This is a genomic window from Streptomyces sp. NPDC102274 (assembly GCF_044766385.1).
GTDB lineage: Bacteria > Actinomycetota > Actinomycetes > Streptomycetales > Streptomycetaceae > Streptomyces.
The window spans coordinates 1-6044 of sequence record NZ_JBIWLW010000101.1 but is presented as its reverse complement, the minus strand read 5'-3'; the positions used below and the strand labels follow the sequence as shown (position 1 = coordinate 6044).

Sequence of the window (6044 nt, the reverse complement as noted above, 5' to 3'; positions counted from 1 at the left end):
GGCACCGAAGGATCCGCCGTCACCCGATCGGCCAACGCCAGCCAATGCCCACACAACCGCTCGACGGTCTCCACGTCGAACAGATCCGTATTGAACTCGGCGACCCCGACAAGTCCTCCGTCGCCGCTCTCCTGGAAGTGCAGACCGAACTCGAACTGCGCGGCCGTTCGCGGGACTTCGTGCTCCTCGATACGGAGTCCGGGGAGGTGGAACGCACCTCCAGGGGTGTTCTGGAGGGTCAGCATCGCCTGCACGAGTGGCGTCCTGCTGGTGTCCCGCTCCGGGGACAGCTCCTCGATCAGCCGGCTGAACGGCACATCCTGGTGCGCGAACGCCGCCAAAGTGGCGTCCCGGACCCCTGCCAGCAGTTCGTCGAACGACTCCGACTCATCGATACGCGCTCGCAGAACGAGTGTATTGACAAAGAACCCGACCAGGCCCTCCAACTCCTCACGCTCCCGGCCCGACACCGCCGTTCCCAGCGCGATGTCGCGCTGCCCGCTGTAGCGGGACAGCAGCAACTGCGTCACCGCCAGCAGCGCCATGAAGAGACTCGCACCTCGGGCGCGCCCCAGCGAGCCGAGCTGATCCGTCAGCTCCTCCGGCACGGTGAAGATATGGGTGCTCCCGGAGGCGGTCCGCACCAGCGGGCGCGGGCGGTCCGTGGGCAGCTCCAAAGGCTCAAGTCCGTCCAACTGATGGCGCCAATAAGCGATCTGGGAATCCAGCGCCTCTCCAGCCAGCCTCTCCCGCTGCCACACCGCGAAGTCCGGATACTGCACCGGCAACAACGGAAGCCGCGCCTCCGCACCCCGCACCGCAGCCGCGTACAACTCACTCAACTCACGCGTCACCACACCCATCGACCACCCATCGGTCACGATGTGATGCATCGACAACACAAGGACATGCTCCGTTGGCGCGATCCGCACCAACAGCGCCCGCACCAACGGGCCGGTCCGCAGATCGAAGGGGGTGACGGACTCCTCCCTCAGCGCCGCGTCGAGACCCGAAGGGTCACTGAGGGTCACAGCACGCACCGGTACATCCAGCGAGTCGCGCACCACCTGGACTCCACGCCCGTCAACCGAGTCGAACGTCGTACGCAGCGCCTCGTGCCGGTCCACCAGCCCGGCGAGGGCCGTACGGAGAGCGTCCACGTCGAGGATTCCGGTCAGCCGGAGCGCTCCGACGATGTTGTACTCGATGCTGCCGGGGGTGAAGTTCTCCAGGAACCAGAGTCGCTCCTGAGTCAGCGACATCGGCAGCTGTCCGTCGCGTGCCACCGGGACGATCGCGCCGGATGTCAGCGGCTCCTCCGCTTCCCGGGCGGCTTCCGCCGCCGGGACCGTTGCCGCGAGTCCGGCCACGGTCGGGTGATCGAACAGGACGCGCGGGGAGAGCCCCGCTCCCAGCGCCGCTCGGACACGGGAGACCACCTTCAGACTGGAGATGGAGTCGCCGCCCAGCTCGAAGAAGTCGTCATGGGCTCCGACCTGTTCGACACCGAGAACCTCGGCCCAGATCCCGGCGAGGACGCGCTCGGCCTCGGTACGGGGTGCGACGTACTCCCCCGCCGAGTCGAGCTCGGGCGCGGGAAGCGCGCGCCGGTCGACCTTTCCGTTCACCGTCAGCGGCAGCTCGTCCAGCACCACGAACGCCGACGGCACCATGTACTCGGGCAGAGCGCCCGCGACATGGGCCCGCACCGCCGCGACATCGAGCTGCCCGTCAGCCACGACGTACGCCACCAGCCGCTTGATCCCGGGACGGTCCTCCCGAGCCACGACCGTGGCCGTACCCACGTCCTCGCACCGCATCAACACGGCCTGGATCTCGTCGAGTTCGATCCGGAACCCGCGGATCTTTACCTGACCGTCGCCCCGGCCCAGGAAGTCCAGCCGGCCATCCGGCCGCCACCGCACCACATCACCCGTGCGGTACAACCGCCCGCCCGGACCGAACGGATCGGCAACGAACCGCTCCGCCGTCAGGCCGGCCCGCCCGTGATAGCCGCGTGCCAGACCGAGGCCGCCGAGATACAACTCCCCCGGCACACCTACGCCCACGGGGCGCAGCGCGCCGTCCAGGACGTATCCGGTCGTGTTGTCCATCACCCGCCCCAGCGGCACCGAACCACGCGCGGCATCCTCCGCCGCGATCGGACCACTCACAGCGAACGTCGTCGACTCCGTCGGACCATAACCATTCACCAACACCGTCCCCGGACACGCCGCCAACATCCGCTCCGCGGCCACCGCAGGCACCGCGTCCCCACCCGTCCACACCTCACCCAGACCCGCAAAACACCCCGCATCCTCCTCCACCAACACCCCGAACAACGCCGCCGTCACCCACAACCCCGACACCCCACACCCCACCGCATCCCGCACCACCGCAACACTCAACTCACCCTCAGCCACCACCACCGCCCCACCACTCAACAACGGCACCCACACCTCATACGTCGCCGCATCAAACGAATGCGGCGAATGGAACAACACCCGCCCATGCGCACCCGACGACCAACGAGAATCAGCAGCAAGCGCCACCACATCCCCATGCGACACCGCCACACCCTTCGGCACACCCGTCGACCCCGACGTAAACATCACATACGCCAACGAACCAGCAGACACCCCCACCGGAAGCACCACACAACCCACCGGCTCAGCATCCGCTTCGATCACCGGCACACCTGCGACTCCCGCGCGTTCCCGGAGTGTTCCGTCCGTCACGATCAGCGCGGCGCCGCTCTGTCCGACCACCTGACGCAGTCGCTCGTCGGGATATCCGGCGAACAGCGGGACGTAAGCCGCCCCCGCCTTCAGTACCGCCAGCATCGCGACGACCACATCGGCCGATCGCTCCAGCAGCAGTCCCACCCGCGACTCGATGCCCACGCCGCGCCCGGCCAGCACCCGCGCCAGCCGTACCGCCCGCGCGTCCAGTTGTGCGTATGTCAGCGACACATCGCCGCACACCAGTGCCACCGCATCGGGGGATGCCGCCACCCGAGCCGCGAAGCCGTCCACCAGGGACCGCTGGGACGCATGACCACCTCCGTCGAGGCCACCCACGGCACCGACGCTCCACGCACGCGATACCTGCCGCCACTCCTCATCGGGCAGCAGGGACAGCGTGCCGAGCGGGGCATCCGCGGTCTCCGTCAGACTGGTGACGGCCCTGCTCAACCGCGCGGCCAGCATCTCCGCGGTGCTCGTGTCGAACAGCGCGGCGTCGTAGGCGAGCGTCATGTCCAATTGATCACCGATGGCGGAAGCCACCAGCGTCAGCGCGTAGTTCGTCGACTCGACGGCCTCCACACCGCGCACACTCAGCCCGTGCCGCGCCGCGGCCTCCGTGTCCACCGGGTAGTTCTCGAACACCACCAGGCTGTCGAAGAGCGAAGCGCCCGCGGCCACACCGGAGTCGATGTCCGACAGCGCCACATACTCGAACTGCCGAGATTCGGCCATGTCGGCCTGGAGGTCGCCCAGCCAGCCGGAGACCGGCCGAGCGGGGTCCACCTTCACCCGGACCGGAAGTGTGTTGATGAACAGCCCGAGAATGTCCTCGGCCCCCGGCAGATCCGCCGGACGCCCCGACACCGTCGTACCGAACACCACATCGGACGAACCCGCGTACTGCGACAGCACCAACGCCCACGCACCCTGCACCACCACGTTCACGGTCAGCCGGTGACGCCGTGCGAAGCCGGTCACCCGTGCGGCGACCTCGGGCGGCACCTCCACCGAGATCCGCTCGCTCGACCCGCCACCGCGTGCCTGCTCCGGCGCCCGGTCGAAGGGCAGGGCCACCGGGTCACCGAACCCGGCCAGCGCGGCACGCCAGTACTCGCGGCCGGCGTTCTGGTCCTGGTCCGCCAACCAGCGCACGTAATCACCGAACAGCCCACGCGACAGTGGCGTCGACGCCGGTTCCGGTGCCGCGTCGAGCGCCGCGTACTCGGCGATCACATCCGAGAGCAGCGCCGAGTTGCTCCAGCCGTCCAGCAGCAGATGATGGAACGTCCACACCACCCGCACCGCGTCGTCCGACAGCCGCGCGAGAGCGACGCGCAGCAGAGGTTCGGCGGTCAGGTCCATGCCCCGCTCACGGTCCTCGGTGAGGAAGTCCCGGAGCAAAAGGTCCTGTTCGGCCTCCTCGGCACCGGACCAGTCCATCCTTCGCACCGGGAGGCTGACGCGACGGCGCACCACCTGCACCGGCTCCGGGACGTCGTCCCACACCAGCGACACCCGCAGCGCGTCCGAACGCTCCACGACCCGCTGCCACGCCCGGGTCAACCGGTCGAGGTCGACGGTGCCTTCGAGAGTGAAGGCGAGCTGCTCCAGATAGGCGGCGGACTCGGGCTCGGCCAGCGCGTGGAAGAGCATGCCCGACTGCAACGGGGTCAGCGGATAGATGTCCTCGACATCCCGGCCGTCGCCGGCGATCCGGTCCACCTCGGTCTGGTTGAGCCGTACCAGTGGGAAGTCCGCGGGAGTGCAGCCTCCCGTGGCCGGTTCCGCGCAGTGCTCGGCGAACGCCACCAGTTCCGCGGCGAAGTCTTCGGCGACGCCGCGTACCGTCTCCTCCCGGTATGTGTCGGCGGAGTAGATCCAGGAGAAGACCAGGCGGCCGTCCTGGACGGCGCCGACGACATCGAGCAGGTGCGGGCGGCGCTCGGCCGGTGCGTGGTCACCGCCCTCGCCGGGCAGCGCCTCCCGGAGCAGACCGTCGGCGGTGTCACCGGCCACATCGAACTGCCCGTGGTAGTTGAAGCTGATCCACGGGTCCAGCTCACCGGCCGGCGCGCCGGCCAGATAGCGCAGCGCTCCATGGCCGACACCGCGATCGGGCACGGCCCGGAGCTGCTCCTTCACCTGCTTGATCGCCGCGGCCCAGTCGTCGGCGTCCTCCGGCAGCGCGAGGGCGACGGGGTAGATGGAGGTGAACCAGCCGACGGTACGCGTCACATCGGTGTCGTCGAAGATCTCCTCGCGGCCGTGCCCCTCCAGATTGACCGCGATCCGGTCATGGCCCGTCCAGGTACGGAGCGTGCGCGCCAGAGCGGCCAGCAGGACGTCATTGGCCTGGGTGCGGTAGACGGAGGGGACGTCGTGAAGCAGGGCCCGTGTCTGCTCGGGCGTCAGCTCCACCGAGACGGCGCGCTGGGAAGCGACCGTGTTGTGACCGTCCATGTGGTCGACGGGCAGCCGGGTGACCGCTCCCTCGGAGACCGAACGCCAGTAGGGGATCTGGTCGTCGAAACCACCGCTCGCGGTGTGTTCGGCGAGCCGTGCGGCCCACTGCCGTACGGAGGTGCCCTTGGGGCCCAGGTCGGACTGCCGGCCGGCCACGATCTGCTCGTACGCCGTGGACAGGTCCTCCATCAGGACGCGCAGGGACACCCCGTCCATCACCAGGTGGTGCGCGATCACCGCGAGCCGGGCACCACCGGGACCGGTGGCCGGGCGTCCGAGCACGACGCGGACGAGCGGACCGTTCTCCAGGTCGAACCCGGACTGGGCATCGAGGACGAGTTCGTGCCAGCGTCTGTCGGCGTCGAACGGATCCGACAGATCGTGGACCTCGAACACGGCGTCCACACTGACCGCCGACCGGTAGTCGGCGTCTCTGCCGCCGTCCGCGCCGGCACCGAACGTCATACGAAGGGCGTCATGCTGGGCCAGTACGGCCGCGACGGCCGCCCGTAGCGCGCGCTCGTCGAAGTCCGGAGCGAGGGCGACCGCAACCGACAGGTTGAAGTGCGCGGGTGCCTCCGGGTGTGTGTCGAAGAACCACTCCCGAGCGGGCAGCGCCGGGACGCTCCCGGACAGCGCGCCCTGTTCGGCAAGGGTGTCGGCCCGGTCGTCGGAGATCTGGACCGCCGAGGCGAGGGTGAGGACCGTGGGATGGAGGAAGACGTCGCGGGAGGAGAGGGCGAGTCCGGCGCGGCGGGCGCGGGAGACGACCTGGAGGCTGATGATCGAGTCACCGCCGAGATCGAAGAAGTTGTCCTCGATCCCGACCCGCTC

At 69.1% G+C, this 6044-nt stretch carries 1 protein-coding gene; it reads right to left on the bottom strand.

Annotation, left to right across the window (positions count from 1 at the left end; translation table 11 throughout):
- The coding region (locus tag ACIRQP_RS41895) for an amino acid adenylation domain-containing protein (protein WP_403900665.1) at window positions 1-6044 on the bottom strand (6044 nt) is incomplete at both ends.